This window comes from Mesorhizobium sp. M8A.F.Ca.ET.202.01.1.1, assembly GCF_004791595.1.
Classification (GTDB): domain Bacteria; phylum Pseudomonadota; class Alphaproteobacteria; order Rhizobiales; family Rhizobiaceae; genus Mesorhizobium.
Genome location: NZ_SRUN01000297.1, coordinates 1 through 286 on the forward strand (window position 1 = coordinate 1; position 286 = coordinate 286).

Here is a 286-nt window from a genome sequence, read left to right on the forward strand (position 1 = left end):
GCACGCTTTCGCGGCGAAGCGGTGGCGCTGGTGGCTGGCGAACGCGAAGCGATCTTGGATCTCGACCTGACGGATTTTCCAGTCGCCTGGACGGAGCTGCCGCATGTGCTGCAGCCCTCAGACGCGAAGGCCGACGGCGCCAAGCTCATCCACCAGCATCGGCCGGCGAACCTGCTCACCTCCGGCTTTGTCGAGCGCGGCGATCCCGATGGCGCGCTTGCCGGCGCTGCCGTCACGGCGTCCGGCGCCATCGAGACCTCCTTCGTCGAGCACGCCTATATCGAGC

1 pseudogene is annotated in these 286 nt (G+C 67.8%); it reads left to right on the forward strand.

Annotated elements, in window-relative coordinates:
- A pseudogene (locus EN845_RS34945) lies at window positions 1-286 on the forward strand (aldehyde oxidase); the annotation flags it as partial.